21 protein-coding genes are annotated in these 23,566 nt (G+C 70.0%); 9 read left to right on the top strand and 12 right to left on the bottom strand.

The window, feature by feature from the left end:
- Positions 1–10: 10 nt before the first annotated feature.
- From G3I71_RS25145 to G3I71_RS25130, 4 genes are all read right to left on the bottom strand, one after another.
- Positions 11–880, bottom strand: a complete 870-nt coding sequence (locus tag G3I71_RS25145; RefSeq protein WP_203731268.1) for a 1,4-dihydroxy-6-naphthoate synthase — start codon at positions 878–880, stop codon at positions 11–13.
- A complete protein-coding gene (locus G3I71_RS25140) occupies positions 852–1,637 on the bottom strand; it encodes a futalosine hydrolase (protein ID WP_164317504.1) in 786 nt (261 codons plus the stop codon). The genes G3I71_RS25145 and G3I71_RS25140 overlap by 29 nt, the downstream gene beginning before the upstream one ends.
- Positions 1,607–2,113, bottom strand: coding sequence for a DUF2771 domain-containing protein (locus G3I71_RS25135; RefSeq protein WP_164317502.1), 507 nt, complete (start codon positions 2,111–2,113; stop codon positions 1,607–1,609). Before G3I71_RS25135 ends, G3I71_RS25140 begins: the two co-directional genes overlap by 31 nt.
- 92 nt (positions 2,114–2,205) lie before the next feature.
- The gene (locus tag G3I71_RS25130; RefSeq protein WP_164317651.1) at positions 2,206–3,552 is read right to left on the bottom strand and encodes an MFS transporter; all 1,347 of its coding nucleotides are present in this window, start codon (positions 3,550–3,552) and stop codon (positions 2,206–2,208) included.
- 657 nt (positions 3,553–4,209) lie between these two features.
- Here G3I71_RS25130 and G3I71_RS25125 point away from each other — a divergent pair.
- The gene (locus G3I71_RS25125; protein WP_164317500.1) at positions 4,210–5,157 is read left to right on the top strand and encodes a DUF3027 domain-containing protein; all 948 of its coding nucleotides are present in this window, start codon (positions 4,210–4,212) and stop codon (positions 5,155–5,157) included.
- Positions 5,158–5,261: 104 nt separating this feature from the next.
- Here G3I71_RS25125 and G3I71_RS25120 read toward each other — a convergent pair whose 3' ends face one another.
- On the bottom strand, positions 5,262–6,143 hold the full coding sequence (locus G3I71_RS25120; RefSeq protein WP_343243072.1) for a prohibitin family protein: 882 nt from the start codon (positions 6,141–6,143) through the stop codon (positions 5,262–5,264).
- A gap of 240 nt (positions 6,144–6,383) precedes the next feature.
- Here G3I71_RS25120 and G3I71_RS25115 point away from each other — a divergent pair, with 240 nt between their 5' ends.
- The 3 genes from G3I71_RS25115 (at position 6,384) to G3I71_RS25105 (ending at position 11,827) form a co-directional block, all read left to right on the top strand.
- The gene (locus G3I71_RS25115) at positions 6,384–9,542 is read left to right on the top strand and encodes a sacsin N-terminal ATP-binding-like domain-containing protein (protein ID WP_164317496.1); all 3,159 of its coding nucleotides are present in this window, start codon (positions 6,384–6,386) and stop codon (positions 9,540–9,542) included.
- A 314-nt stretch (positions 9,543–9,856) separates the two neighbouring features.
- The gene (locus tag G3I71_RS25110) at positions 9,857–10,663 is read left to right on the top strand and encodes a hypothetical protein (RefSeq protein ID WP_164317494.1); all 807 of its coding nucleotides are present in this window, start codon (positions 9,857–9,859) and stop codon (positions 10,661–10,663) included.
- A 216-nt stretch (positions 10,664–10,879) separates the two neighbouring features.
- On the top strand, positions 10,880–11,827 hold the full coding sequence (locus G3I71_RS25105; RefSeq protein WP_164317492.1) for a hypothetical protein: 948 nt from the start codon (positions 10,880–10,882) through the stop codon (positions 11,825–11,827).
- Between the two features lie 78 nt (positions 11,828–11,905).
- Here the strand turns inward: G3I71_RS25105 and G3I71_RS25100 are convergent, their stop codons facing one another.
- A complete protein-coding gene (locus G3I71_RS25100) occupies positions 11,906–12,205 on the bottom strand; it encodes a DUF6086 family protein (RefSeq protein ID WP_164317491.1) in 300 nt (99 codons plus the stop codon).
- A gap of 188 nt (positions 12,206–12,393) precedes the next feature.
- Between G3I71_RS25100 and G3I71_RS25095 the strand changes: the two genes are divergently transcribed.
- Both G3I71_RS25095 and G3I71_RS25090 read left to right on the top strand, forming a co-directional pair.
- Positions 12,394–13,326, top strand: coding sequence for a hypothetical protein (locus G3I71_RS25095; RefSeq protein ID WP_164317489.1), 933 nt, complete (start codon positions 12,394–12,396; stop codon positions 13,324–13,326).
- Positions 13,327–13,601: 275 nt separating this feature from the next.
- Positions 13,602–14,531 carry a hypothetical protein gene (locus tag G3I71_RS25090; RefSeq protein WP_164317487.1) on the top strand — a complete coding sequence of 310 codons (930 nt, stop codon included), beginning with the start codon at positions 13,602–13,604 and terminating at the stop codon, positions 14,529–14,531.
- A 38-nt stretch (positions 14,532–14,569) separates the two neighbouring features.
- Here G3I71_RS25090 and G3I71_RS25085 read toward each other — a convergent pair whose 3' ends face one another.
- From G3I71_RS25085 to G3I71_RS25075, 3 genes are all read right to left on the bottom strand, one after another.
- Positions 14,570–16,990, bottom strand: a complete 2,421-nt coding sequence (locus tag G3I71_RS25085; RefSeq protein ID WP_164317485.1) for an HAD-IC family P-type ATPase — start codon at positions 16,988–16,990, stop codon at positions 14,570–14,572.
- 200 nt (positions 16,991–17,190) lie between these two features.
- Entirely contained in the window at positions 17,191–17,439 is a 249-nt protein-coding gene (locus G3I71_RS25080) for a DUF2530 domain-containing protein (protein WP_164317483.1), read from the bottom strand.
- A 147-nt stretch (positions 17,440–17,586) separates the two neighbouring features.
- The gene (locus G3I71_RS25075; RefSeq protein WP_164317481.1) at positions 17,587–17,769 is read right to left on the bottom strand and encodes a ribbon-helix-helix protein, CopG family; all 183 of its coding nucleotides are present in this window, start codon (positions 17,767–17,769) and stop codon (positions 17,587–17,589) included.
- 155 nt (positions 17,770–17,924) lie between these two features.
- Between G3I71_RS25075 and G3I71_RS25070 the strand changes: the two genes are divergently transcribed.
- The 3 genes from G3I71_RS25070 to thpR all read left to right on the top strand — a co-directional run bounded on the left by G3I71_RS25070 (position 17,925) and on the right by thpR (position 20,648).
- Positions 17,925–18,362, top strand: a complete 438-nt coding sequence (locus G3I71_RS25070) for a MarR family winged helix-turn-helix transcriptional regulator (protein ID WP_164317479.1) — start codon at positions 17,925–17,927, stop codon at positions 18,360–18,362.
- 373 nt (positions 18,363–18,735) lie between these two features.
- Positions 18,736–20,016, top strand: coding sequence for an MFS transporter (locus tag G3I71_RS25065; protein ID WP_164317478.1), 1,281 nt, complete (start codon positions 18,736–18,738; stop codon positions 20,014–20,016).
- A 14-nt stretch (positions 20,017–20,030) separates the two neighbouring features.
- On the top strand, positions 20,031–20,648 hold the full coding sequence (gene thpR, locus G3I71_RS25060) for an RNA 2',3'-cyclic phosphodiesterase (RefSeq protein WP_239149341.1): 618 nt from the start codon (positions 20,031–20,033) through the stop codon (positions 20,646–20,648).
- A gap of 177 nt (positions 20,649–20,825) precedes the next feature.
- On the opposite strand, the gene G3I71_RS25055 is transcribed toward thpR, so the two are convergent.
- From G3I71_RS25055 to G3I71_RS25045, 3 genes are all read right to left on the bottom strand, one after another.
- A complete protein-coding gene (locus G3I71_RS25055) occupies positions 20,826–21,818 on the bottom strand; it encodes an aldo/keto reductase (protein WP_164317476.1) in 993 nt (330 codons plus the stop codon).
- A 118-nt stretch (positions 21,819–21,936) separates the two neighbouring features.
- Positions 21,937–22,416, bottom strand: a complete 480-nt coding sequence (locus G3I71_RS25050) for a carboxymuconolactone decarboxylase family protein (RefSeq protein WP_164317474.1) — start codon at positions 22,414–22,416, stop codon at positions 21,937–21,939.
- 230 nt (positions 22,417–22,646) lie between these two features.
- Entirely contained in the window at positions 22,647–23,330 is a 684-nt protein-coding gene (locus tag G3I71_RS25045) for a GDSL-type esterase/lipase family protein (protein WP_164317472.1), read from the bottom strand.
- Positions 23,331–23,566 lie beyond the last annotated feature (236 nt).

Raw genomic sequence — 23,566 nt, 5'->3', positions numbered from 1 at the left:
CCGGAGATTCCTAGGGGAAATCGAGTGCGTTCGAGCCGAGGGGCGGTACCAGTCCCTCGGCCGCCGCGCGTGTCAACAGCCCCCGGACCGCCGCATAGCCGTCCTCGCCGAGGTCGGCGGTGAACTCGTTGACGTACAGCCCGATGTGCTGGTCGGCCACCTTCGGGTCCATCTCCTGCGCGTGTTCCAGGACATAGGCCCTGGAGGCCTCCGGGTCGTCCCAGGCGGCGCGTACGGACGTCCGGGCGGCCCGGGCCAGCAGCTCCAGCGTCCGGGCTCCCAGCGACCGCTTGGCGATGATCGCGCCGAGCGGGATCGGCAGCCCGGTCGTCGCCTCCCAGTGCTCGCCCATGTCCGCCAGCTTGTGCAGCCCGTAGTTCTGGTACGTGAAGCGCGCCTCGTGGATGACCAGCCCGGCGTCGACCTTCCCGTCCCGCACGGCGGGCATGATCTCGTGGAACGGCATCACGACGACCTCCCCGACCCCGCCGGGGACCGTGTCCGCCGCCCACAGCCGGAACAGCAGGTACGCCGTCGACCGCTCGCTCGGCACCGCGACCGTGCGCCCCGTCAGGTCGGTCCCGGCCTCCCGGGTGAGCACCAGCGGCCCGCAGCCCCGCCCCAGCGCGCCCCCGCAGGGCAGCAGCGCGTACTCGTCGAGGACGTACGGCAGCACGGCGTACGACACCTTCAGTACGTCGAACTCGCCGCGCTCGGCCATGCCGTTGGTGATGTCGATGTCCGCGAACGTCACGTCGAGCGCGGGCGCGCCCGGCACCCGGCCATGGGCCCAGGCGTCGAAGACGAAGGTGTCGTTCGGGCAGGGCGAGTAGGCGATCTGCAGCCGACGTTCAGTTTCCGGGGTCACTCGGGTGCTCATGGAGGTCCTCATGTCGGTTCCAACTCTCCAGTACGGGGCCGAGCTTCCCGAAGGCCTCCGTCAGGGCCGTGAGCGCGTCGCCGATGCGCCACGCGGCGCGGTCGCGGGGGCCGACGGGGTTGGACACGGCCCTGATCTCCAGCACCGGCACACCGTGCGCGGCGGCGGCCTCGGCGACCCCGAAGCCCTCCATCGCCTCGGCCAGCGCACTCGGGTGCCGGGCGCGCAGCTCGGCGGCGCGTTCGGCGCTGCCGGTGACGGTGGAGACGGTCAGGACGGCGCCGGCGCGGGCGCCTGTGGCGGCCGTGACATCTCGTACGAGTGCTTCCGGCGGACGGTGGGTGACGGCGCCGAAGCCGAGTGCGGTGACCGGGACGAAGCCCTCCGGGGTCTCGGCGCCCAGGTCGGCGACGGTGATCTCGTCGGCGACGACCAGCGAGCCGACCGGTGCCTGCGGCTGGAAACCACCGGCGATGCCCGCCGAGACGACCAGGTCGTACGGGGTGCCTTGGAGGGCCGCGGTGGTGAGCGCGGAGGCGACGGACGCGGCGGAGGCGGCGGGGCCGACTCCCGCGGCGATGACGTCGAACGAGCCGCCGGCGCCGAGCGGTCCGGTGAAGCTGAACGGTCCGGTGGCGTTTCCGTCAGCGACGTCGAACGCCTGTGCCACGGCGGCCCGTTCGACCGGAACCGCGGTGGCGACGAGGACTCGTACCCCGGACGTCGTCAGGAGTCCTTCTTCAGCCGGAACGACCACAGACCCTTGACGTCGGTCTCGCCCTCCTTGATGGTGACGAGCGTCGAGTTGCCCTGGGCGCCGTACTGGGCGTTGAAGAACACGCTGCCCGGGATCGTGCGGTACGTCTTGGTGCTGGAGTCGGTCAGCGGGTTGCCGTTCAGCAGGATCGTCCAGCCCTTGTCGGCGATCTTCGGGTCGACACCGAAGCGCACGTTCTCGTCAGGGTCGACCTTGATGCTCTTGACGTCCGCGTCCTTGGCGGTGTCCTTCTTGAGGCACTCGGTCACCGCGGCCGTCTTCAGCTCCTTGGCGTCACCGTCGCCGTCGGTGTAGCAGGAGGCCTCCGAGCTCACCGAGGAGGTGCCGACGGTGATCGTGGAGATCGGCGTCGGCTTGTCACAGGCGGACAGGACGAGCAGTCCGGCACCAACGGCGCCGACGGCGGCAACAGCGCGGCGACGGCGCGCAGTGGAAGCGGAACGCAACGAGGTCATGGCCGAAGGCTATCGGGCACCCGCGGCACGGTTGTCACGTGGGTACGGCGTGCCGGGCACCGGTAGGTACTGTCCAGGCCCGCTGAACGGCGTCAGGCGACCCGGGGGTGGGCCCGGCCCCCGTGGCGGGCCGAGCCGATCAGGCCCTTGACGGTGGTCAGCCAGCCCGTGGCGACGATCGCGGCGGCCACCCCGAGGCCCAGCTCCCCGATCAGAGGCAGCGCGATACCGATCGCGCCGCCGAGCACCCAGGCCATCTGGAGCAGCGTCTCCGAGCGGGCGAACGCGGAGGAGCGGACGTGTTCGGGCACGTCCCGCTGGATCAGCGCGTCCAGGGACAGCTTGGCGAGGGCCTGGCAGAACCCGGCGACCGCGGCCAGACAGGCGACCAGGGCGGCGCCGAAGAAGATCGCGGCGACGATCGCCGCGCCGAGGACCACGGCGACGACCGTCACGACGATCAGCTCCGGCGCGCGCTGCTTCACGGCCGCGCCGACCGCCGTGCCGAGCGCGTTGCCGACGCCCGCCGCGACGGCGACCATGCCCAGCGACCAGGCGGCGCTCTCCCCGGTCAGCGGGTGCTCGCGGAGCAGGAAGGCGAGGAAGAAGATGAGGAAGCCGGACAGACAGCGCAGGGCGGCGTTCGCGCCCAGGGCGTGCGTGACGGCCGTACCGACCGTGCGCAGACCCGGGCGGCGCAGGGTCTCGCTGCGGTGCGGGCCGTGCAGATGCTCCGCGTCCGCCGCCAGCAGGGCGATGTCCTCGCCCTTGGCGGAGTCCACCTTGTGGGGGAGCGTGAAGGACAGGAACGTACCCGCGATGAAGATCACGAAGGCGCCGTAGAGCGGCCAGCGCGGCCCGAGGGCCTGGAGCCCGCCGCCGATGGGTGCGGCCAGACCGGTGGCGAGCAGCCCGCTCAGCGTGACCCGCGAATTGGCCTTCACCAGGGAGAAACCGGGTGGGAGGAGACGGGGTACGACGGCGCTGCGGACCACGCCGTACGCCTTCGAGGCGACCAGGACGCCCAGCGCGGCCGGGTACAGCTCGATGCTGCCGGTGGCGACCGCGCCGGCGAGCAGCAGGGCGAGGAGCGCGCGGGCGAGCATCGAGCCGGCCATCGCGGCGCGGCGGCCGTGCGGGAGGCGGTCGAGGAGGGGGCCGATCACGGGGGCGAGGAGGGTGAAGGGCGCCATGGTGATGCCGAGATAGATGGCCACGCGCCCGCGTGCCTCGTCGGTGGGGACGGAGAAGAACACGGTGGACGCGAGGGCGATGGTGATCATGACGTCGCCGGCGCCGTTCACCGCGTGCAGTTCGATGAGCTTGCCGAGCCCGGACTCCCCGGCTCCATGCGCGTGCGTGGCCTTGCGGATTCCCCGGGCCGTACCGGTCACCGGAAGGTGCAGGGCATGGCCGACCGCACGTACGGACCCGTTCACCCGGTCCCGTACGCCACGCCGGCCGCTCTTGGTGCCGGTGCCGCTCCGGTTGTGCCCCTCGGTCCCACCGGTCCCGGTGGCGTCGTGGGACGACCTCTCGGTTGCCACCCCGCCATAGTGCCCCGAGAACGGCGTACCTAGCGCGGTTACCGCGCGTATGGGGCCGAGTGGGGTGAGGGAGAACGGGGTTGGGCGGGCCTCTCGGGGTCTGTATGAGGGTCCCTCAGGGATCTCCCGGAGATCTCCCGGAGTTCTCTCGGACGGTTTCGGTGGTGTGTTTTCCGGCCATCGAGGGCTGGGAAGAGTGGGTGAGAGACGCGAGGAAGACCGCAGAACGACCGCAGAACGACTGGAGAAGGACCGGAGAAGGACCAGCGGAAGGGGGGCCGGAGTTGCCACGGTTGGATGTCGGTCGCCACGAACCGTCCCGTCGGTGTGGGCCCCGGGCGCTGGAGAAGGTAGCGTGCGTAGCGCGCAGTGGCGGTTGTTCTCGGCCGCGCGCCTCTCGGCCATCCCGCAGAATGGATGACGTAGGTGCGCCCGAGCGCGATCGGGCGCGAACGTTGACGCGGTCCTCTGGTCCGCTCCGTTCGCAACCGTTCGCATCCCGCCGGGACGGGCGCACTCGTGAGACGGCGTAGGAGAGAAGCGATACCTGTGAGCGCAGCGACAACGCGAAGCCGCACCCCCGACCGCCTGTGCGCCGAGGCCGTCGACCTCGCCCTTTCGGCGGCGGAGGAGGCGGCGGCACCAGGCGTGGTGGGTGAACACGCGGGCCTGGTGTCAGAAGGCGACCGTGTCGTCACGCACTTCTTCGAGTGCAAGGAGTTCGGCTACCGGGGCTGGCGCTGGGCGGTGACGGTCGCCCGGGCGTCCCGGGCCAAGCTGGTCACCCTGGACGAAGTGGTGCTCCTCCCGGGCCCCGACGCCCTCCAGGCCCCCGAGTGGGTGCCCTGGAGCGAGCGCCTGCGCCCCGGGGACATGGGCCCCGGGGACCTGCTCCCGACGGATGCGGAGGACCTGCGTCTGGAGCCCGGTTACTCGGGCGAGGACGAGCCCCTGCCGAATTCCGTGCTGGCGTCGGCCTCGGCTTCGGTGGCACTGGCCGCGGAACTCGCGGAGGCCGAGGACGCGGACATCACCCCGGGCTCACCGTCGGACTTCACGGTCGTACCGGCGCGCGGCTCGATCGCCGCGGTGGCGGAGGAACTGGGCATGCGCAGGGCGCGCGTCCTGTCGCGGTACGGCCTGCACAGCGCCGCCGACCGCTGGGAGGACGCGTACGGCCCCACGACGCCCATGGCCCAGGCCGCGCCGGCGACGTGCGTGAGCTGCGGGTTCCTCGTGGCGATCGGGGGGTCGCTCGGACAGGCGTTCGGTGTGTGCACGAACGAGTTCGCCCCGGCGGACGGGCGTGTGGTGTCCCTGGCGTACGGCTGCGGGGGGCACTCGGAGGCAGCGGTGATGCCGAAGCCGCCGGTTCCGCCGCCGCACGTGATCGACGAGACGATGGTCGACCCGTTCCCGCTGCGGCCCGCGGCGGACTCCGGATCGGTGTCGGTGGGCGGGACGGACGTGGACGAGGCGGACCTCGGACACTCGTAGTCCGCAGTGTGTGGTTCGTAGAGAGTGGTTCTCCAGAAGGTGCGCGACCCCGCCGAGGCTTGCTGCTCGGCGGGGTCGTTGCCTGCTGCGCAGGGTGGATCCGGCTACTTCTTGCTGCTGTCCACGATGACGGAGGTGCCGTTCGCGTTCGTGCCGCACGGCACCGCGTACACCGGGTTGTACTTGGCGGCTTCCTTGTAGGCCTCCAGGCACTGGTTGTACAGCACCTTGTCGCTCAGCGACTTCGAGAGGATCTCGTTGGCGCGGGCGATGCCCTCCGCCTCGATCCGCTTGCGCTCGGCCTCCGCCTTGGCCGTACGCGCCGCCTCGACGGACCGCTCGGTGTCCTGCTCCTGCTGGATCTTCTTGTCGATCTGCTCCTGCAGCTTGTCCGACGGCTTCACATTGCGCAGATTGACGTTGGTGACGTCGATCCCGCGCGGTGCCAGACGCGCCTTGACGAGGGTGGCGATCTCCGAGCCGATCTGCTCGCGGGCGGAGGCGTAGCCCTCCTCGCTGGTGTGCTTCGCGAAGACGTTGCGGATGATCTCGCGGCTGTCCGGCACCACCAGCCGCTCCTGGACGGCCTCCTCACTGCCCGCCAGCCGGTACAGCTCGACCGCCTTGGCCGGGATGACGGCCCACTTGATGGTGACGTCCGCGTAGAGCACCCCGCCCTGCGCCGAGCGGACCTCGACCACGTCCTTGCCGTACATGTCGAGGTCCACGGGCCGGGTGGAGAAGGACGTGACGTCGGTGAACGGCGACTTGAACTGGACGCCGGAGGTCAGCGGTTTCCCGACCTTGCCGAAGGTCACCGGCACCCCGACCTCGTAGGCGCGCACGACATGGACGCACGCGAAGACGCCGGCCAGCACGGCGGCGACGGCGCTGAGCGCCGCTCCGGCCTTCCAGCCGCCGGCCTCCCGCCCACGGCCGACGAAAAAGAGCACGACCGCTGCTATGAGCAGCAGTATGGACAACACGAACACAGAGATCCCCCCTCAGGAACAGGTACCGCGTACCTGCTTCGTGGACCGGCGCCGCCTCGGGCGTGATCCGCAGGGAATGGTAAGGGGCGCCGGTACGGGCCCTCTGCCTCCCGGGATGTGTGGGGATGCGTGAGTGTGTGTGCAGGCCCTGGGGGCCGACCGGGTCCGGTGGGCGGGTGCCCTGTCCGGCGCGGGGTACCTTCTTGCTCACGCCGATGAGGAGAGTGAACGTACGTGAGCAAGTTCGTGCGGCCAGCAGCTGAGGGCGCGGACCCTTTCGGTACGGCCCGTCTGCGCCGGGGCGTTCTGGACGCGTGGGCCACCAGCCCCGCCCGGTTCCGTGAGGACGCCAACGCCGAGGAGGATCTCGTCCTCGGTGGCTACCGGGACCGGCTCGTCGTCGAGCTTGCCCAGAACGCCGCCGACGCCGCCGCGCGGGCCGGGGTGCCGGGCAGGTTCCGGCTCACCCTCCGCGACGGCGTCCTCGTCGCCGCCAACACCGGCGCCCACTTGGACGCCACCGGTGTGGAGTCCCTGTCGACGCTGCGCGCCTCCGCCAAGCGGGACGCCCAGGACGGCAAGGGTGGCGAGGACGGCAAGGCGACGGCCGCCGTCGGACGGTTCGGGGTCGGCTTCGCCGCCGTCCTCGCCGTGAGCGACGAGCCCGCCGTCGTCGGACGGCACGGGGGTGTGCGGTGGGCGCTCGCCGAGGCCCGCGACCTGGCCGCCGACACCGCCCGGCACAGCCCCGGGCTCGGTGACGAGATCCGGCGGCGCGACGGCAATGTGCCCCTCCTGCGGCTGCCGTTCGCCGCCGAGGGCACCGCCCCGGACCCGTACGACACGGCTGTCATCCTGCCGTTGCGCGACACCGCCGCCGAGGCTCTCGCGGAGCGGCTGCTGAGCGGTGTCGACGATGCGCTTCTCCTCACCCTCCCCGGTCTCGAAGAGGTCGTCATCGAGGTGGGGGAGCAGACGCGCACCCTCAGCCGCCGTACCGACGGCGCCCTGACCCTCGTGGAGGACTCCCGGGACGGTACGAGCCGCTGGCGTACCGTCTCCGCGCACGGGCCGCTGGAGGCGGCCCTGTTGGCCGGGCGGCCGGTCGAGGAGCGTTTGCGTCCGCACTGGTCGGTCACCTGGGCTGTGCCCGTCGACGCCGACGGAACTCCCGTGCCGCCCCGGACCAGTCCCGTCGTGCACGCGCCCACGCCGAGCGACGAGCCGCTGGGCGTACCGGCGTTGCTCATCGCCTCGTTGCCGCTGGACACCGCCCGCCGGCATGCCGCGCCCGGCCCGCTCACCGACTTCCTGGTGCAGCGCGCCGCCGACGCGTACGCCGAACTCCTCGCCGACTGGCACCCGGTGGGGGAGGGCATCATCGCGCTCGTGCCCGGCCCGCTGGGCAAGAGCGAGCTGGACGGGCAGTTGCGCCAGGCGATCCTCGAACGGCTGCCGCGAACCGCCTTCCTCCCGCCCGCCCTCGACCCGGGGGACGACGAGGAACTGCCGTCCGCCCTGCGCCCCCGGGACGCGGAGGTCGTCGAGGGCGCCGGGGCCGAGACGGTCCAGGTCCTCGCCGAGGTGCTGCCCACGCTGCTGCCCGCCGGGCTCGAACGACGGGTGGAACTGCGGACGTTGGGGGTTGCCCGCGTCCCTCTGGCGGAGGCCGTCGACCGGCTCGCAGGCCTGGAGAAGGCGCCCGAGTGGTGGCACCGGCTCTACGACAGCCTGGCCGGCGTCGACCCCGACCGGCTGACCGGACTGCCCGTGCCCCTCGCCGACGGGCGTACGACCATCGGCCCCCGCCAGGTGCTGCTGCCCATCGGTGGCGAGGTCGAGGGCCCCGCCCCCGAGACCCTCGCCCGCCTCGGCCTCAAGGTCGCCCATCCGGACGCTGCCCACCCCCTCCTGGAGAAGCTCGGCGCCCTTCCGGCGACTCCGCGCGCCGTCCTCACCACCCCGCAGGTACGGGCCGCCGTCGCCGCCTCCCTCGACGAGGACGCCGCCGCCCTGTCCTGGGACGACGAAGGCACTCCGGACGCCGAGGAGTTGGCCGACACGGTCCTCGCCCTCGTCCGGGACGCGGGCCTCGAACCCGGCGACGAGCCCTGGCTCGGCGCCCTCGCCCTCCCCGACGAGGAAGGCGAGCTGGCCCCCGCCGGTGAACTCGTCCTGCCCGGCAGCCCGTTCGCCCAGGTGATCCGCGAAGGCGAACTGGCGACGGTGGACGGCGAGTTGGCCGACCGCTGGGGTGAGCAGCCGCTGGCCGCCTGCGGTGTCCTCGCGACCTTCGCCCTCGTGCGCGCCACCGATGTCGTCCTCGACCCGGACGAACTGGAGCCCCGGGACAGCGACTTCGCCGAACCCGACGACCCGGGCCTGCTCGACGCCGTGGACGTGTGGAGCGAGGACATCCTCGACCGCTTCCCCGACTCGCCCGTGCCTCCCGTGGCCACGGAACTGGTCGCCGTACGCGACCTGGACCTCGTGGACGACGACCGCTGGCCCCAGGCCCTCGCGCTCCTCGCCCAGCCGCCCCTGCGGGACGCGATCGTCCAGCCGGTGCGGGTCCTGCTGCCCGACGGCACGCATGAGCTCGTACGGCCGTACACCGCTTGGTGGTTGCGCGGAAACCCGGTGCTGGACGGGCGCAGGCCCGCCGGTCTCCTGGCGGCGGGCGGCGACCCGTTGCTGCGCGGCCTGTACGAGGAGGCCGACGCCACCGGGTTCGACGACGAGCAGGTGCTGCGGGCGCTGGGCGTACGGACGTCGGTGTCCGCCCTCCTCGACGAGCCGGGCGGCGCGGCCGAACTGCTGGACCGCCTCGCCGATCCCGACCGTGAGGTCAGCGGCTCCCAACTGCACGCCCTCTACGGCGCGTTGGCCGACCTCGACCCGGAACAGGTCACGCTGCCCGACGACCTGCGGGCCGTGGTCGACGGGCACGTGGAGGTGGTCGACGCGGCGGACGCCGTGGTGGTCGACTCACCCGACCTGCTGCCCTTCACGGCGGGGGTGCCGCTGCTCCCCGTACGCCCGGCACGGGCCGCCGAGCTGGCCGAGCTGTTCCAGGTACGGCGGCTGAGCGAGTCGGTGACGGGCGAGGTGACGTCGGAGGGATCGGAGCACGACGTACCGGAGTCGGTACGGGTACTGCTCGGCCCGGCGACACCGGCCACGTACGTCGAGCACGACGAGCTCGTCGTCGACGGCGTGGAGCTGGACTGGCGCAGGACGAGGGACGGTGTGGTGCACGCAGCCACCCTGGAGGGCGTCGCGGCCGGTCTCGCCTGGGCGGCCGGGCAGTGGCCGCGGCGGTTCGAGGTGGCGGCGCTGATGGAGGACCCGTCGAGGACGACGGAACTGGCGCGGGATCGCTGGTTCGACTGAGGCGGGGGCTGACGCGAGGGCTGATGGCGGGCGGGCTGGTGGGGCGGCGCGGAGACCGGGACAGTGTCCGGAGTGTCCGCGCCGGGCCATCGGCTCGTGGGCCTCACGCAAAGACAGTAATGCGAACGCAAAATCTCCGTGTGCTGCGCAACATTCCGCAACTTTCGTACAACCATTCCCTTCCGTCACGCATCTGAGTGAGCGAGTCAAGAGACTCCCAGATCACTTGGGCTCCGGGTGCGTCTGCGCACCGTGCGGACAGACTTCGTACGGACGCGCACCACCGGGCCCCCTTTCTCCACTTGGGGAAACGCATGCGCATACGTGCCACCGTGGCCGCCGTCACCGGCGCCCTGGCCCTCTCCGCCTTCGCCGTGCCTGCCGCACAGGCCGCCCCGGCGGCGGCTCCCGACGTCACCTTCACCAAGGTGACGATCAACAACGGCAAGCCGATCGTCGCCCGCGCGGCGGCAACGACCTCCGTGCCCGTGACGTACACGTTCAAGCACGCCGCCGGCCTCGACATCGGCTCGGACAACCTCCTCACCGGTCCGGCCCTCTACGTCGGCGCATCCCTCAGCGTCGACAACATCCGCCTGATCGGCGACGAGCCGGGCACCTGCACGGCCACCTCGACGACCACCGCCAGCTGCAAGGGCTTCATCGACCTGCACGCCGGGGGCGACGAGGCCAACCTCCGGAACACCGACGCCCGTACGTGGAAGGTGGGCGCCATCGCCATCTCCACCACGGACGAAGACGGCATCAAGACCCAGAGTGGCCTCGGCACCACCCAGATCAAGTTCCACTCGAAGCTCACCACCGACGCCACCCCGGAGCCGGTCAGCAAGGGTGCGACCATCACGGTCAAGGGCACCCTGACCCGCGCCAACTGGGACACCAGCAAGTACGGGGGCTACGTCAACGCCCCGGTGACGCTCCAGTTCAAGAAGAAGGGCGCCACCACCTTCACCACCGTCAAGACGGTCAAGGCGGGTGCCGCCGGCGCCCTGAAGACCACGGTCAAGGCATCGGTCGACGGTACCTACCGCTATGCCTTCGCGGGCTCGGCGACCACGGCGCCGATCAACGCGGTCGGGGATGTCATCGACGTGAAGTAAGCGGAGTGCGGGCCGCAGGGCTCGTACGACGAACGAAGAACGACGAACGAAGGCCGCTGCCGCCCAGCCAGGGCGGCAGCGGCCTTCGGGCTTGCCGATGGTGACGGACGTCACGTGAGAGGCGGGTGCCGGATCTTCGCCCGCAGTACAACCATTTCCGCACGTCGCGGATCTGATCATGCGGGTCAACTGACTCAATGATCACTGGGGAAACGCATGCGCATACGTGCCACTGTGGCCGCCGTCTCCGGCGCCCTGGCTCTCTCCGCCCTTGCCGTGCCGGTCGCGCAGGCCGACGGTTCCGCCGCTTCCGCCTACCGCGCGGACATCGCCAAGGTGAAGGAAGCCGCGCACTCCGCCACGAGCGGCAAGTCCGCGTTCAGTACGGCGGCCGACGAGGAGCCGATGCCGTACAAGCTGAACGCCTCCTTCTCGAACTTCAAGATCGCCAAGACGGTCAAGCTCGGGACCACGGGGCAGGTCTCCGTCCCGGTCAGCTTCACGCTGACCCACGGCACCGAGGTCGACATCACCGCCGACGACTTCTTCGTCGACGCGTACATCTACCGGGGTTCCTTCACCACGGAAGAGACCGAGTCGGAGAGCGAGCTCTTCGGCGAGGACTTCTCGACCTGCACCGCGACCTCGGCGACCGTCGCCACCTGCAAGGGCGACATCGACATCTACCTGGGTGAGGATGTCGAAATCCTCAACTCCCAGGCCGGCACCTGGAGGGCAGCTGCCAACGCGGTCGCGATCAACGGCCAGGCGTCGACCGGCGGGGACCTGGACATCACCAAGATCGGTTTTGTGGAGAAGGGCGGCCTCGCCACCACGCTGCTCCAGCGCGCGTCGAGGCTGACGGTGAACGCCACCCCGGAGCCGGTGAAGAAGGGCAAGACCATCACGGTCACCGGCAAGCTGACCCGCGCCAACTGGGACGCCTTGAACTACGGCGGCTACGCGGCCCAGCCGGTGAAACTGCAGTTCCGTAAGAACGGCGCCAGCACCTACACCACCGTCAAGACGATCAAGACGACGACGAAGGGTGACCTGAAGACCACCGTCAAGGCGACCGCCGACGGCTTCTTCCGGTACGTCTTCGCGGGCACGACGACCACTTCGCCGGTCAGTTCTGCCACGGACTTCATCGACGTGAAGTAGGCAGCTCTGTTCCATGGACGGTACGACGTTGGCCCCGACGGAAGGGATTCCGGCGGGGCCGACGTCTGTTGCCGCGTCCTACAACGTCGCCATCGAACGCGCGAGGGCCGCCTTTTCCCTCGTGAAGGCATCCTCGTGCTCCGGCCTCAGAGGAATTGAGCCCTCTGCTCGGTCCAGCAGTACGAGCGACGTCAACAGCAATCCGTGTGCCGGCCCGTGCAGCAGCTCGTTGTCGGTCGCTGAGTAGGTGCGGTAGAGCCTTTCGACGAAGGACCGGAACGCCATCGGGTCCACGTCACAGCCACCTTGCGCGTTGGGCGTCAGCCCGGACGGCAGTTCCAGGAACTCGGCCGTGCCCCGGGCGAGGGAGGCGTACAACCTGCCGCTGTGACGGACGTCACATGCGAAGCGGGGCGGAAATCCGCACCGCCCGTACAACCATTCCCGCCTGTCGCGGATCTGAGCATGCGGGTCAACTGACTCAACGATCACTTGGGCCCCAGGTGTGACGACAAGCCGTTAGGACGACCATCATCGGGCCCCCCTTCTCCACTTGGGGAACACGCATGCGCATACGTGCCACCGTGGCCGCCGTCTCCGGCGCCCTGGCTCTCTCCGCTCTTGCCGTGCCGGCCGCGCAGGCCGACGGTTCTGTGTCCCGCGCGGATGCCGCCAAGATCCTTGCGGCCGGCCAGGCCGCCTCCGGCAAGTCCGCGTTCAGCGCCTCGGCCGCCGCTGACGATGTCGGCAAGCCGTACGCCCTGAACGCCTCCTTCTCCAACATCAAGATCAACAAGGGTAAGGCGATCGTGGCGGGCATCACCGGCACGATCACCGTGCCGATCACCTACACGCTGACCCACGGCGCCGACGTCGACATCACCGCCGAGGACTTCTTCACCGACGTCGAGCTGTACTACGGCGCCTCGTACGTCGATTCCGACTTCGGGCTGCTCGGTGACGACTGGGCCCACTGCGCGGCCGCGTCGACGACCGTCGCCAACTGCGCCCAGTCCATCGTGATCCAGCCGACCCGGGACCTGTTCAACGAGAGCGCCGGTAAGTGGAAGGCGTTCGCGTACGCCGAGGCCTGGAACGGCCAGGACCTCGGCAGCGACGACTTCGACGCCACGAAGGTCGGGGTCGTGGAGAAGGACCTCATCGCCGGCCCCAGCCTCCTGCGTGCCGCGAAGCTGTCGGTCAACGCCACCCCCGAGCCGGTCGTCAAGGGCAAGACCATCACCGTCACCGGCAAGCTGACCCGCGCCAACTGGGACGGCGCCAACTACACCGGGTACGCCGGTCAGTCGGTGCAGTTGCAGTTCCGTAAGAACGGGACCAGCGCGTACACCGTCGTCAAGACCATCAAGACGACGACCAAGGGCGACCTGAAGACCACCGTCAAGGCGACCGCCGACGGGTACTTCCGGTACGTCTTCACGGGGACGGCAACCACCGGCGCCCTCGGTGCCACGCCCGACTTCATTGATGTGAAGTAAACGTCGCCAAATTCCTGTACGGGTGTTAAGCGGTCAATATCGTCCGTCTGTTGGGCGAAATGTGTGTAGCCGCCGTCGGCTCTCCGTTTTCTCGGGGCCGGCGGCGGGCCCATGTGTAAGGGGTACGCAAAATTACGTCCCCTCCGCACAACCAACCACCCCCGTCGCGGATCTGATCATGGGGGCCAACTGGCTCCACGATCACCTGGGTCCCGGGGTGGACGCACGCCGTGCGGACGGTCACCGTCGGGTCCCTTCTCCACGTGGGGAAACGCATGCGTATACGTGCCACTGTGGCCGCCGTCTCCGGCGCCCTGGCCCTCTCCGCTCTCGTCGTGCCGGCCGCGCAGGCCGATGTCCACGCTTCCGGCGGCGACTCCGCCTACCGCGCTACCGTCGCGAAGATTCTGGGCACCGGAGGCAGGACCGCGTTCATCACTTCGCCGGTCGCCGCCGCCGCGCCGTACGAACTGAACGTCTCCTTCTCCGACTTCAAGGTCGCCAAGTCGATCAACGCCGGCGCCGGCGGTCACCTCGTCGTCCCGGTCACCTACACGCTGACCCACGGCACCGAGGTCGACATCGAGGCCTCCGACTTCGACAGTGGCCCGTACCTGTACAAGGGCACCTTCGCGCAGCCGGAGAACGTGATCTTCGGCGAGAAGGCCGGCACCTGCACCGCGACGTCGACGACGACCGCCAGCTGCAAGGCCAACCTCGACATCTACCCCGGCGAGGGCGAACTGACCAACACCGACGCCGGAGCCCGCTGGACGGCGGGCGGCGTGGCCATCGCCTTCAACGGGCAGGACCCCGAGAGCGGCAGCTTCGACCCGTCCAAGGTCGGTATCGCCCAGCTGGGCGACCTCGGCACCACGACCGTGCGCCGCGTCGCCAAGCTGACGGTCAACGCCACGCCGGAGCCGGTGAAGAAGGGCAAGACCATCACCGTCACCGGCAAGCTGACCCGCGCCAACTGGGACGGGCCCAACTACACCGGGTACGCGACCCAGCCGGTGCAGCTCCAGTTCCGTAAGAACGGCGCCAGCACCTACACCGTCGTCAAGACCATCAAGACGACGACGAAGGGTGACCTGAAGACCACCGTCAAGGCGACCGCCGACGGCTTCTTCCGCTACGTCTTCGCGGGTACCGCGACCACCGTGGGTGCGAGCGCCGCCGCGGACTTCATCGACGTTAAGTAAGCCAAGAAGTAAGCCCCATCCCGCACAACCGGTAAGAACTACGCCGGGAAGCGGCGGTCCACCCACCTCCACAGGACTTCCAGGGTGGCCGCCGCCACCGCCGCGATCCCCACCGCGATCCACGGCATCGTCACGCCCACCAGCTTCAGCGCGAAGAACTCCTGGAGCGACGGTACGACGAGTACCAGCAGGAAAGCCGCGCCCATCGATGCGACCAGGACGATCCGCCACCAGGTGTAGGGACGGGCGATGATCGCCAGTACCCACATCGAGATCAGGAACAGGGTGAGGGTCGCCGCGCTCGTCTCCGCGTCCAACGAGCCCTCCCCTGTGTAGTGGTGACGGGCTATCAGGTAGGTCGCGAAGGTTGCCACTCCCGCCAGCACGCCGCCCGGGATCGAGTAGCGCATGACCCGCCGGACGAAGTGGGGCTTCGCGCGCTCCTTGTTCGGGGCCAGGGCCAGGAAGAAGGCCGGGATACCGATGGTCAGGGTGGAGAGCAGCGTCAAGTGGCGGGGCAGGAAGGGGTATTCGACCTGGAAGCAGACCACCAGGACGGCCAGGAGGACCGAGTAGACCGTTTTGACCAGGAACAGGGTTGCCACGCGGGTGATGTTGCCGATGACCCTGCGGCCCTCCGCCACCACCGAAGGCAGGGTCGCGAAGCTGTTGTTGAGGAGGACGATCTGGGCCACCGCCCTCGTCGCCTCCGAGCCCGATCCCATGGCCACGCCGATATCGGCGTCCTTCAGGGCCAGTACGTCGTTCACGCCGTCGCCCGTCATCGCCACCGTGTGTCCACGTGACTGCAACGCGCCCACCATGTCCCGCTTCTGCTGCGGGGTGACCCGGCCGAAGACCGTCCCTTCGTCCAGCGCCTGCGCCAGCTCCACTGTCTCGGTGGGGAGTTGGCGGGCGTCCACCGTCGCGCCGGTCAGGCCCAGCTTGCCGGCCACCGCGCCCACCGACACCGCGTTGTCGCCCGAGATGACCTTCGCGTCGACGTCCTGCTCGGCGAAGTAACGGAGTGTGTCCGCCGCGTCGGGGCGCAGGCGCTGCTCCAGGACGACCAGAGCGGTGGGGGTCGTGCCGGTGGCCACCTCGGGGTGGTCGAGTTCGCGGGTGGTGCGGGTGAGGAGGAGGACGCGCAGGCCCGCCTGGTTGAGGCGGTCCGTTTCGGCGAGGGCCGGGTCCTCGGAGGCAAGCAGTACGTCCGGGGCGCCCAGCAGCCAGGTGCTCGTCTCCCCGTTGCCCTCGCTGAACGACGCGCCGCTGTACTTGCGTACCGACGAGAACGGCAGCGACTCGGTGCAGCGCCACTCCTCGCTGTCCGGGTAGGCGTCGATGACGGCCTGGAGGGAGGCGTTCGGGCGGGGGTCGGACTCGCCGAGCGCGCCCAGGACCCGCCGTACGTACGTCTCGTCGCTGCCGCCCAGGGAGCGCAGCTCGGTCACGTCCATGCCGCCCTCGGTCAGCGTGCCCGTCTTGTCCAGGCAGACCGTGTCGACGCGGGCTAGGCCTTCGATCGCGGGCAACTCCTGTACGAGGCACTGCTGTCGGCCGAGCCGGATGACACCGATCGCGAAGGCGACGGAGGTGAGCAGGACGAGGCCCTCCGGGACCATGGGGACGATGCCGCCCACGGTACGGGCGATCGAGTCCTTCAAGTCGTTTTCCTTGACGACCAGTTGGGTGATGCACAGGCCGATGGCGGCCGGAAGCATCATCCAGGTCACGTACTTGAGGATCGTCGAGATTCCGGTACGGAGTTCCGAGTGGACGAGAGTGAAACGCGATGCCTCTTCGGCGAGTTGGGCCGCGTACGCCTCGCGGCCGACCTTCGTGGCCGTGAAGGCGCCGCCGCCCGCGACGACGAAACTGCCCGACATGACCTGGTCGCCGGGCTGTTTGACGACGGGGTCGGCCTCGCCGGTGAGCAGTGACTCGTCGATCTCGAGCCCGTCGGCCTCGGCGCACTCGCCGTCCACGACGATCCTGTCGCCGGGGCCGATCTCGATGAGGTCCCCGAGGACGATGCCGGAGGTGCTCACCTCGGTGGCGATTCCGTCGCGGCGGACCGTGGGCCTGGCTTCGCCGATCACGGCGAGGGAGTCGAGGGTCTTCTTCGCCCGCCACTCCTGGATGATGCCGATGCCGGTGTTGGCGAGGATGACGTATCCGAACAGGGTGTCCTGGAACGGGGCGACGAACATCGTGATCAGCCAGAGCACGCCGATGATCGCGTTGAACCGGGTGAAGACGTTGGCGCGGACTATCTCGGAGATGCTGCGGCTGCTGCGTACCGGGATGTCGTTGACCTCGCCGCGGGCGACGCGGTCGGCCACCTCCGTGGCGGTGAGGCCGCGGGCGCGGGGTGGTGCGTCCCTGCCCGGCGTGGCGCTGGGGAGGGGGACGGGGTGCACAGGATCGAGTTCGGCGCCGGCGTCGATGTGCGTCATGTGTTCGACGGTACGTGCGGATTTGCGGCTTCACCCGGTGAGTGCGGCAAAGATCCGACCTGGGGAGGAGGGGTGGGGAGGGGAGTGGTGCGGTGGTTGTAGTCCCGTACCTGAGGGCTGCGCCCCTGGACCCCCTTCGGCACTGAAGGGGCCTCGTCCTCGAACGCCGGACGGGCTGAGGCAGCCCCCGCCTACCCCGCCTACTCCGACTGCGTCCTCTTGATCGCCGCGTCCCGGCCCCGGACGTACCAGATGCCGATCAGGCCGAGGGCCGTTCCCGCGAGGCAGGTCCAGACCCACCACTCGTGGTCGTGGTCCTCGTACCAGCCGTAGAAAGGGAGCTGGGCCAGGAAGAGGACGAACCAGAGGATCGTGAGGCCTGTGATGGTGGCGACGACGGGGCCCTCCAGGGGCTCCGGCGCCTCGTGCTTCGGTGTCCACTTCGCCATGCGCACAGCTTACGAGGCCGCCCCGCGGGCGCTCCGCAGGCCCATGGCTCCCCTCGCACATGGCTCCCCTCGCACCGGCAGAAACCGCGAGGCCGGTCGCGGGCGCGAGATCCCGCCCACCCCGCCCCGCCTGGTCCACGCGGTGTTCTACGGCACCCCGTAGAACTTCTCCGTCTCCTCGACGGCGGTCTGGAAACGCTCGTCGAAGTCGTCGCGCACCAGCGTCCGGACCACGTAGTCCTGCACGCTCATCCCCCTCTTCGCCGCATGGTCCCGGAGCCGGTCGAGCAGCTCCCCGTCTATCCGCAGGCTGAGCACGCTGGTCCCCATGGAGACGAGGGTCGCGGGCCGGTGCGGGGCGGTGGGTGGCTTTTTGCGGTCGGTTCACTCGTATGGGTGATGTGAAGGTTCCGTGGCCCGTGTCACGGGCATCTCGGCGCGTTTCGAGTGGTCTTTAGTCAGAGTAATGAGTTATGCTAAAGAACATGCCGGACCTAACCCATGGCGACGACGCTGCCGCCGTGAACTCCCTGCGCTCCGCCGTGATGCGCCTCTCGCGTCGACTCAAGCACCAGCGGGTCGACGAGTCGCTGAGCCCCACCGAGATGTCGGTGCTGGGCACCCTTGCCCGCTGCGGCTCGGCCACGCCGGGCGAGCTGGCCCGCAAGGAGCATGTGCAGCCGCCCTCCATGACTCGTATCGTCGCGTTGCTGGAGGGCAAGGGTCTGGTCAGGCTGGAGCCGCATCCCGAGGACCGGCGCCAGAAGGTCGTCACCCAGACCGAGACGGCCGAGGCGATTCTCGAAGAGAGCCGCCGCAGGCGGAACGCCTGGCTGGCCGGTCTGGTCGAGGTCTTGGACGAGGACGAGTGGGCCAAACTGCGCGCCGCCGCCCCCGTACTGGAGAAGCTCGCACATCTGTAAGCAGGACCCTGCAAGGAGGCGATCACCTTTGAGTCCGGGAACCGGAGCAGACTCCGCACCCGCACCAGCCACCCACGACCCCCAGCCCGCTCCCCACCCCGCCGCGCCCGTCACTCCGGCGGTGCTTGTCATTCCGCCGGCGCCTGTCATCCCGGCGGTGTCTGTCACTCCCGCCGTGCCCGTGGCTCCGGCGGCGCCCGTGACCCCTGTCGTGCCTGGCACTTCGGCGGCGCCCATACCCTCCGCCGTGCCCGTGACCTCCTCCGCGCCCGTCGGCCGCCCCGAGCCCGCCGGCGATGCCCCGGAGCCGCCTGCAGGGCTCCCCGATCCTTCCGCCGAGGCGGAGTCCCCCCGCGCCGGCTCCCGTACCGCCATGTTCAGTTCCCTGAAGGTCCGGAACTACCGCCTCTTCTTCCTCGGCCAGGTCGTCTCCAACATCGGCACCTGGATGCAGCGCATCGCCCAGGACTGGCTGGTCCTCAGCCTCACCGGCTCCTCGACCGCCGTCGGCATCACGACCGCGCTGCAGTTCCTGCCGATGCTGCTCTTCGGCCTGTACGGCGGTGTCCTCGTCGACCGGCTGCCCAAGCGCCCCACGCTGCTCGTCACGCAGGCGATGATGGCCGTCACCGGCCTCGTGCTCGCCGTCCTGACGCTCACGGGTGGTGTCGAGGTCTGGCACGTCTACCTCGCCGCCTTCGCCGTCGGTCTCGCCACGGTCGTCGACAACCCGGCCCGGCAGTCCTTCGTGTCCGAGCTGGTCGAGCCCGGACAGCTCCAGAACGCCGTCAGCCTCAACTCGGCGAACTTCCAGTCCGCACGCCTCGTCGGACCCGCCGTCGCCGGTGTGATGATCACCGGCGTCGGCACGGGCTGGGCCTTCCTCTTCAACGGACTCTCCTTCGTCGCCCCCATGGCCGCGCTGCTCCTCATGCGTGGCCGCGAGCTGCGCGCCGTGGAACGCGCACCGCGTGCCAAGGGGCAGTTGCGCGAGGGCCTGCACTATGTCGCCGGGCGGCCCGAGCTGATCTGGCCGATCGTCCTCATCGGGTTCATCGGCACCTTCGGCTTCAACTTCCCGGTCGTCCTCTCCGCCTACGCGGACGACGTGTTCCACGCGGGCGCCGGCGCGTACAGCCTCTTCAACACCCTGATGGCGGTCGGCTCCCTGACCGGCGCCCTGCTCGCCGCCCGGCGCGGCACGGCGAAGCTGCGCGTCCTCGTCGCTGCGGCCGTGGCCTTCGGAGCGCTGGAGATCGTGGCCGCGATCGCCCCGTCCCTGTGGCTGTTCGCGCTGCTGATGGTGCCGATCGGGATCGCCGGCCTCACGGTCAACGTCACGGCGAACACCTCGATCCAGATGTCCACCGACCCGGCCATGCGCGGTCGGGTCCTGGCCCTGTTCATGATGGTCTTCATGGGCGGTACGCCGGTGGGCGCACCGATAGTCGGCTGGATCACGGACGCGTACGGCCCCCGGGTCGGCCTCGCCTTCGGCGGCATCGTCGCGACGGCCGCGGCCCTGACGGTCGGCCTGGTCCTGGCCCGGGTGGGCGGTCTGAAGGTCTCCGCAGTCTGGAACTCCGGACATCCGCGCGTCAGCCTCGTCAAGCGGCAGGAGGAGCATCGGGAGCCGGCGGCTTCCGTGGCGTGAGTACGGTGAGCGCCATGAGTTCCACCAGTTCCACCAGTTCCACGAGGGCCATGAACACCGTCAGGTTGTTCGCCGCCGTGCTTCCGCCCGAGGACGTATCCGAGCAACTCGCCGTCGCGGTGGCCGGGTTGAGGGGCCTGCCGGGTGCGGACGGGCTGCGCTGGACCGGCGTACCCGGCTGGCACTTCACCCTCGCCTTCTACGGCGAGGTCGACGAGGACGTCGTACCGGAACTGTCGGAGCGGCTGGCGCGGGCCGCCCACCGTACGGACGCGTTCGCGCTGGCGGTGTGCGGCGGCGGGCAGTTCGGGCACGGGCGGGCGCTGTGGGCGGGCGCCGCCGGTGAGGTGAGCGTGCTGGGTCTGCTGGCCGACCGCGCGGAGGCGGCGGGGCGGAAGGCGGGCGTCGACATGGGGGACCATCGGCACTACAAGCCGCACCTCACCGTGGCGCGCAGCCGCGAGGCCTTCGAGGTGCGGCCGTACGTCGAGGCCCTGGACGCGTTCACGAGCCGCACCTGGACGGTGGACGACCTGGCGCTCGTACGCAGCAACCTGCCGAAGTCGGGGGTGCCGGGGGAACAGCCCCGGTACGAGGTGGTCGGCCGTTGGTCCCTCGGCGCGGCCGGTTAGGCTCGGCGGCGTGAATCCGAAAATCCGGAACCGGGTGATGGCCGGTGCGCTCGTGCTGATGTTCGTTGTGGTGGGGGTGGCGGCGGCGGTCGGGAAGTGACGCGGGAAGTGCCGTAGGCAGGGACCTCGCGCAGGTCGCCTTCCGACCGTCGCCCACCTGTCATGGTTACTGACCGCTCACCAGGCGAAGGCCTCCGGTGAGGGGCCCGGGCCCGGGAAGATCTCGTCGAGCGAGGTCAGCAGCTCGTCGCTCAGCTCCAGCTCGGACGCCCGTATCGCCGACTCCAACTGCTCCGCGGTGCGCGGGCCGACGATCGGGCCGGTCACGCCGGGGCGGGTGAGCAGCCAGGCGAGGGCCGCCTCGCCGGGCTCGATGCCGTGCTTGTCGAGCAGGTCCTCGTACGCCTGGATCTGGGCGCGGGAGGTGGGGTCGGCGAGGGTGTCGGCCGCGCGGCCGCTCGCACGCCGGCCGCCCTGGATCTCCTTCTTGATGACGCCGCCGAGCAGTCCGCCGTGCAGCGGCGACCAGGGGATGACGCCGAGCCCGTACTCCTGCGCTGCCGGGATGACCTCCATCTCGGCGCGCCGCTCGATGAGGTTGTAGAGGCACTGCTCGCTGACGAGCCCGATGGTGCCGCCGCGCCGGGCGGCGATCTCGTTGGCCTGGGCGATCTTGTATCCCGGGAAGTTGCTCGAACCCGCGTAGAGGATCTTCCCCTGCTGGACGAGCACGTCGATCGCCTGCCAGATCTCCTCGAAGGGAGTGGCGCGGTCGATGTGGTGGAACTGGCAGACGTCGATGTAGTCGGTCTGGAGCCGCTTCAGCGACGCGTCCACCGCGCGGCGGATGTTGAGCGCGGAGAGCTTGTCGTGGTTGGGCCAGGCGTCGCCCTCCGGGGCCATGTTGCCGTACATCTTGGTGGCGAGGACCACCTTGTCGCGGCGCTCACCGCCCTTGGCGAACCAGTTCCCGATGATCGATTCGGTACGGCCCTTGTTCTCGGCCCAGCCGTAGACGTTGGCGGTGTCGAAGAAGTTGATGCCCGTTTCCAGGGCCGCGTCCATGATCGCGTGACTGTCGGCTTCGTCGGTCTGGGGGCCGAAGTTCATGGTCCCGAGGACGAGTCGGCTGACCTTGAGTCCTGTGCGTCCGAGCTGCGTGTACTTCATGAGTGTTCAGCCAACGTCGTGGAGTGCGCTCTAGGCAAGGGCGGGTCGGGACGGGGCCGCCCCTTCCCCTGCCGGGTGACCCTCGACCGCGGTCGCCCGGCAGAAGACGTCGCCGTCGTCAGAGCTGGGCGAACATGCCGGGCTCGTAGTCGCCGGCGGGCTGCTGGATCATGACGTTCATCCGGTTGAAGGCGTTGATGAGGGTGATGGTGAGGACCAGGGCGGTGAGCTGCTCCTCGTCGTAGTACTTGGCGGCGTTCGCCCAGGCCTCGTCGGTGACGCCGCCGGCCGCGTCCGCGATGCGGGTGCCCTGCTCGGTCAGCTCCAGCGCGGCGCGCTCGGCGGCGGTGAATACCGTGGCCTCGCGCCAGGCCGCGACCAGGTGGAGGCGCTGAGTGGTCTCTCCCGCGGCGGCGGCCTCCTTGGTGTGCATGTCGGTGCAGAAGCCGCAGCCGTTGATCTGGCTGGCGCGGAGCCGCACCAGCTCCTGCGTCGCGAGCGGCAGGCCCGAGTCCGTGGCCGCCTTGGCCGCCGCGACGAGGTGCTTCGTGGCCTTGGCGGCGATCGGGCTGGCGAAGAGGTTCAAACGGGCTTCCATGATGGGCTCCTCCGTCTTTGGTGCTGCTGCCTTGTGGGGCGTTACACATGCACGACGGGGTGGAGCGGTGGGATGTGACATGGATGGGCGAATGTGATGTGGGTCTCGGCGGGACTTCGCCTTCGTCACCGACGGTATCCACGGCGCCCTCGACCGGGCGACGGACCCTTGCACAGGTCAGGGTGGTCGACACTCCCCTTGCCACCCACCTGAAGTACCGCCTGATTCGGTCAGTGGGTTTCGACCCCGTACCGCTTCCCCAGATCCCAGGCCTCGTGCAGCGAGTCCGCGAACGCGCCCGCGATCTTGTGCTCGCCGTTCGCGTTGGGATGCGTGCCGTCGTACGTGTCGTGGTGGATGTCGTACGACGGCGGGGTCGACGTCAGGAGCAGGGGAGAGCGGGGCTCGTCCAGGTCGGCCGCCGTCTTCGCCAGGAGTTCGTTGAAGCGGGTGACCTGGGCGGCGAAGGGCGGGTCCGTCTCCGCGCGGACGTTCGGGATCACCGGGAGCAGGGCGATGGCGATGCGCGGGTTGGAGCGTCGTGCCTCGGCCACGAAGAGGCGGGCGTTGTCCGCCGTCTGTTCCGCGTCCGTGTAGAAGCCGAGGTCGATCAGGCCCAGGGAGACCAGGAGCACGTCCGGCTTGTGGGCGCGTACCGCGTCCGCGATCAGCGGGGTGATGTGGTGCCAGCCCTCGCCCCAGCCGGCCAGGTGGGCGCGGGGGAAGTCCGGGTCGGCGTACTCGTACGAGTCGGCGGTGTCCGTCGCCTTGTCGTACAGGGCCTCGCGCGGGCCGACGATCCGGAACGGGCCGCCGTACGTCTCCCGCAGGTGCTGCCACAGCCGGTAGCGCCAGGTGTGTTCACCGGCGCTGCCGATGGTCATGGAGTCGCCTACGGGCATCAACCTGAGCATCCGCTCATGATGAGGGATGAGGGGAGGGGCATGGGACGCGTGCGCTGTGTGAGTCAGGCCACCCGGTGTCAGGTGAATGTCAGGTGTAGGTCAGCTTGCGGGCAGTTGTGCGTCAGCGAGCGGACGATCCGGCACTGGTCCCGCACTGGTCCCGCGCCGGTCCTGTACTGATCCGGCGACTGATCCGGCGGGCGCTCAGGGTCATGGGCCTCGTAACGAGCGCCGGGATGGCACGC

The sequence above is a fragment of the Streptomyces sp. SID12501 genome (genome assembly GCF_010550245.1).
Lineage (GTDB): Bacteria > Actinomycetota > Actinomycetes > Streptomycetales > Streptomycetaceae > Streptomyces.
Note: the sequence above shows the minus strand (reverse complement) of the source record. Positions and strands in the feature narration are given on the sequence as shown.

Bases quoted from the DNA above. Each gene is read 5' to 3' on its own strand.
- G3I71_RS25145 (WP_203731268.1), bottom strand. From the start codon at position 880: ATGAGCACCCGAGTGACCCCGGAAACTGAACGTCGGCTGCAGATCGCC.
- G3I71_RS25135 (WP_164317502.1), bottom strand. From the start codon at position 2,113: ATGACCTCGTTGCGTTCCGCTTCCACTGCGCGCCGTCGCCGCGCTGTT.
- G3I71_RS25095 (WP_164317489.1), top strand. From the start codon at position 12,394: ATGCGCATACGTGCCACCGTGGCCGCCGTCTCCGGCGCCCTGGCTCTC.
- G3I71_RS25065 (WP_164317478.1), top strand. From the start codon at position 18,736: ATGTTCAGTTCCCTGAAGGTCCGGAACTACCGCCTCTTCTTCCTCGGC.
- G3I71_RS25075 (WP_164317481.1), bottom strand. From the start codon at position 17,769: ATGGGGACCAGCGTGCTCAGCCTGCGGATAGACGGGGAGCTGCTCGAC.
- G3I71_RS25105 (WP_164317492.1), top strand. From the start codon at position 10,880: ATGCGCATACGTGCCACTGTGGCCGCCGTCTCCGGCGCCCTGGCTCTC.
- G3I71_RS25080 (WP_164317483.1), bottom strand. From the start codon at position 17,439: ATGGCGAAGTGGACACCGAAGCACGAGGCGCCGGAGCCCCTGGAGGGC.
- G3I71_RS25085 (WP_164317485.1), bottom strand. From the start codon at position 16,990: ATGACGCACATCGACGCCGGCGCCGAACTCGATCCTGTGCACCCCGTC.
- thpR (WP_239149341.1), top strand. From the start codon at position 20,031: ATGAGTTCCACCAGTTCCACCAGTTCCACGAGGGCCATGAACACCGTC.
- G3I71_RS25070 (WP_164317479.1), top strand. From the start codon at position 17,925: ATGCCGGACCTAACCCATGGCGACGACGCTGCCGCCGTGAACTCCCTG.
- G3I71_RS25090 (WP_164317487.1), top strand. From the start codon at position 13,602: ATGCGTATACGTGCCACTGTGGCCGCCGTCTCCGGCGCCCTGGCCCTC.
- G3I71_RS25045 (WP_164317472.1), bottom strand. From the start codon at position 23,330: ATGCTCAGGTTGATGCCCGTAGGCGACTCCATGACCATCGGCAGCGCC.
- G3I71_RS25055 (WP_164317476.1), bottom strand. From the start codon at position 21,818: ATGAAGTACACGCAGCTCGGACGCACAGGACTCAAGGTCAGCCGACTC.
- G3I71_RS25050 (WP_164317474.1), bottom strand. From the start codon at position 22,416: ATGGAAGCCCGTTTGAACCTCTTCGCCAGCCCGATCGCCGCCAAGGCC.
- G3I71_RS25110 (WP_164317494.1), top strand. From the start codon at position 9,857: ATGCGCATACGTGCCACCGTGGCCGCCGTCACCGGCGCCCTGGCCCTC.